Genomic DNA, 3,351 nt, shown 5'->3' with positions numbered 1-3,351 from the left:
CCGTTATCGATCCGGTGGAAACGAGTATCCAATCCACAACCAATATTAACAACAATTCTGTTCTTGATGCAGTCGCTCATGGGGGAAACCCCCAAGACCGCGCTGCATCGCTTATGCGATCGCTCCAGGAAATTTCTGGTATAATCATCATAGCGTTTGGCGCGCATAGCAATATGAACCACCAATTTTTTTTCTACCTTGCCCTTAGCTAAGCTTTGATAAAGCTTGTTATCTGATTGGGATAATTCAGGAGTTAATTTGTCAGTAATTTCAACAGCTAATGGATCATATAAAATTGGGTCTTTTGACTGGCTTTCTAGGGCATGGCAATATAAAGTCAGTAGGGATGTAGCTGCTACATCACCGATTTGAGTGTTGAGTAATTTCGGAATTTCCATATCAGCTATCAGCTATCAGCTATCAGCTATCAGTTATCAGTTATCAGTTATCAGCTATCAGCTATCAGCCATAAGCTATAGCGTTTATTGCATTTATGAGGTACGCTTTTGAGCCTCAAAGTCCCCCTTTATAAGGGGGATTTAGGGGGATCCCTTTGTACCTGATGGGAGAGAGAATTGCTATATCAGCCAAAGGCCAACGACTGACCGCTGACACCTGTTCCCATAGCGCATATGCTTACAAAAAACTTGTATAGCACTACGCATTCAGATTAAGACATTTGTAAACTCCGAAACTTAGTCATAGCTTACTTCTGACTTCTGACTTCTGACTTGCGGACTTGCGCGTAGGGCTATACTATCATGTCGGAATAATTACCCTTCATAAAAATCTCCCCATCTCCCCATCTCCCTATCTCCCCAGCCTAATTATAGGTATTCCACCAGACTTGATATAAGCTATTTTGAAGGCGTTTATAGCAATCTACTATGGCAACCATTAACGATAACTACCTCAAACTCAAAGCTGGCTACCTATTTCCCGAAATTGCGCGACGGGTCAATACTTTCGCAGAAGCCAATCCTGATGCTAAGCTAATCAAGCTGGGGATTGGTGATGTTACCGAACCACTACCAGCAGCCTGCCGCACCGCTATAATCAAAGCTGTTGAAGAAATGGGCGATCGCGCCACCTTCAAAGGTTATGGTCCCGAGCAAGGCTACCCTTGGTTAAGGGAAAAAATTGCTACCCACGATTTTCAAAGCCGGGGGTGTGAGATTGAGGCTGGGGAAATTTTCATCTCCGATGGCTCCAAGTGCGACACCGGTAACATTCTCGACATCTTTGGGAAAGATAACAAGATTGCCGTTACTGACCCAGTTTATCCTGTATATGTAGACACCAACGTCATGGCTGGTCATACGGGGGATGCTGATGATAGCGGTAAATATGAGGGTTTGGTTTATCTACCGATTACCGCCGAGAACAACTTCACCGCAGAGATTCCCTCCGAGAAGGTTGATTTAATTTACCTATGCTTCCCCAATAACCCTACCGGAGCAACCGCTAGCAAAGACTACCTCAAAACTTGGGTAGACTATGCCAAAGCAAATGGTTCGGTCATTTTCTTTGATGCAGCCTACGAAGCCTTTATTACTAATCCAGACCTACCCCACTCCATCTACGAGATTGAGGGAGCAAGGGATTGTGCCATTGAATTCCGCTCTTTTTCCAAGAATGCGGGCTTTACCGGCACCCGCTGTGCATTAACAGTAGTACCCAAGACCCTAACAGCCAAAGCATCCGATGGTTCAGATGTGGAACTGTGGCCACTTTGGAACCGCCGCCATTGTACTAAGTTTAATGGGGTTTCCTATATTGTACAACGAGGCGCTGAAGCCGTTTATTCTGAAGAAGGCCAAGGGCAAGTTAAAGCACTAGTTAACTTCTATCTGGAAAATGCCAAAATTATTTGCGACCAACTAACAGCTGCTGGATTAACAGTATATGGTGGTGTAAATGCCCCTTACGTTTGGGTCAAAACACCTAATGGTCTATCCAGTTGGGACTTCTTTGATAAATTACTCAACACAGCCAATGTAGTCGGAACCCCTGGTTCTGGATTTGGTGCTGCCGGGGAAGGTTATTTCCGCATTTCCGCATTTAATAGTCGGGAAAATGTAGACGAAGCGATGCAGCGGATTACCGATAAATTCAAAGTGTAGTTTTAGGGTAAAGGTAAGCATTCAGCTATCAGCTATCAGCTTTCAGCTATCAGGTTTCAGCTATCAGCTATCAGCTATCAGCTATCAGCTATCAGCTATCAGCTATCAGCTATCAGCTATCAGCTATCAGCTATCAGCTATCAGCTATCAGCTATCAGCTATCAGCTATCAGCTATCAGCTATCAGCGATTAGCGCACGCGACTTGAGGTGCTTTTGAATAAAATAAGCTGACCGCTGTTCGCGTAGCGTGGCCTTTGGCCAAGGCTGAAGGCTGACCGCTGACCGCTGACCGCTAACCGCTGAATGCTTAAAAATAAGGATAGAAATTATGTCAATTAAAGTCTACGGTATCCCCAACTGCGGCACTTGCAAAAAAGCATTTAAATGGCTGGAAGATAACAGTGTTGACTATGATTTTATCAACACAAAAGAGCATCCACCAACTGCTGATATGATTAGCAGCTGGGTAGAAGCCTTGGGCTCTAAACCCATGCGTAATACGTCTGGGAAATCCTACCGTGAAATAGGTGAAGAAAAAAAGACTTGGACCGAAGAGCAGTGGGTTGAAGCCTTTGCCAAAGATGCGATGCTGCTGAAACGACCCCTGTTTGTGAAGGATGGCACAGCGGTGTTGGTAGGGTTTAGGGCAAATGAAGAAACGATACGAGAAAAATTGGTAATATAGTATTTTTGTCGTAATTATCAATAGAATAAACCAAACTATCGAGCCCAAGGATGAGTAAAGAAACAGATATAGTTGTAATTGGCAGTGGGATTGGTGGTTTATGCTGCGCCTCTCTTCTAGCTCGCTACGGTTTTAACGTCACAGTCTGCGAGAGCCACTCAATCCCTGGTGGTGCTGCTCACGCTTTTGAGCGCAATGGATTCAAGTTTGACTCCGGTCCGTCTCTTTACTCAGGTTTGTCTTATAGCCCTTCTTCTAATCCTCTGCGACAACTGCTAGATGCCATTGGTGAGGATTTATCTTGGGAAACCTACAAGACATGGGGTTGCCGTTTGCCTGAAGGTGACTTTGACACCTCCGTTGGTGCGGATCAGTTTTGTGAGGTTCTAGCCAGGCTTCGTGGTAAAGATGCTGTAACCGAATGGCGTGAGCTTCAGCGGGTGATGGAACCCCTAGCTAAGGCTGCGATCGCAATTCCCCTCGCTGCCATCCGTTTTGATCTTGGCGCAGTGGTCACCCTCAGCCGATTTGCCCCCTCTTTC

General features: G+C 45.3%; 3 protein-coding genes and 1 pseudogene. 3 read left to right on the top strand and 1 reads right to left on the bottom strand.

The features are described 5' to 3' along the window. Nucleotides 1–398, bottom strand: a pseudogene (locus F6K38_RS37545) (class I SAM-dependent methyltransferase); the annotation flags it as partial. A gap of 489 nt (nt 399–887) precedes the next feature. Here F6K38_RS37545 and F6K38_RS37540 point away from each other — a divergent pair. From F6K38_RS37540 to F6K38_RS37530, 3 genes are all read left to right on the top strand, one after another. Beyond that, complete coding sequence (locus tag F6K38_RS37540; RefSeq protein WP_008179118.1) at nt 888–2,123, top strand: LL-diaminopimelate aminotransferase; 1,236 nt, start codon at nt 888–890, stop codon at nt 2,121–2,123. A gap of 329 nt (nt 2,124–2,452) precedes the next feature. After that, a complete protein-coding gene (locus tag F6K38_RS37535; protein WP_008179116.1) occupies nt 2,453–2,809 on the top strand; it encodes a Spx/MgsR family RNA polymerase-binding regulatory protein in 357 nt (118 codons plus the stop codon). Between the two features lie 50 nt (nt 2,810–2,859). Next, the coding region (locus tag F6K38_RS37530; RefSeq protein ID WP_287360073.1) for a phytoene desaturase family protein at nt 2,860–3,351 on the top strand (492 nt) is incomplete at its 3' end.

Source organism: Moorena sp. SIO3B2, from assembly GCF_010692525.1.
Lineage (GTDB): Bacteria > Cyanobacteriota > Cyanobacteriia > Cyanobacteriales > Coleofasciculaceae > Moorena > Moorena producens.
This window is presented reverse-complemented; position numbering and strand designations above follow the sequence as displayed.

What these genes read in the sequence shown, in the direction of transcription:
- F6K38_RS37540 (WP_008179118.1), top strand. Translation starts at nt 888, where the DNA reads ATGGCAACCATTAACGATAACTACCTCAAACTCAAAGCTGGCTACCTA.
- F6K38_RS37535 (WP_008179116.1), top strand. Translation starts at nt 2,453, where the DNA reads ATGTCAATTAAAGTCTACGGTATCCCCAACTGCGGCACTTGCAAAAAA.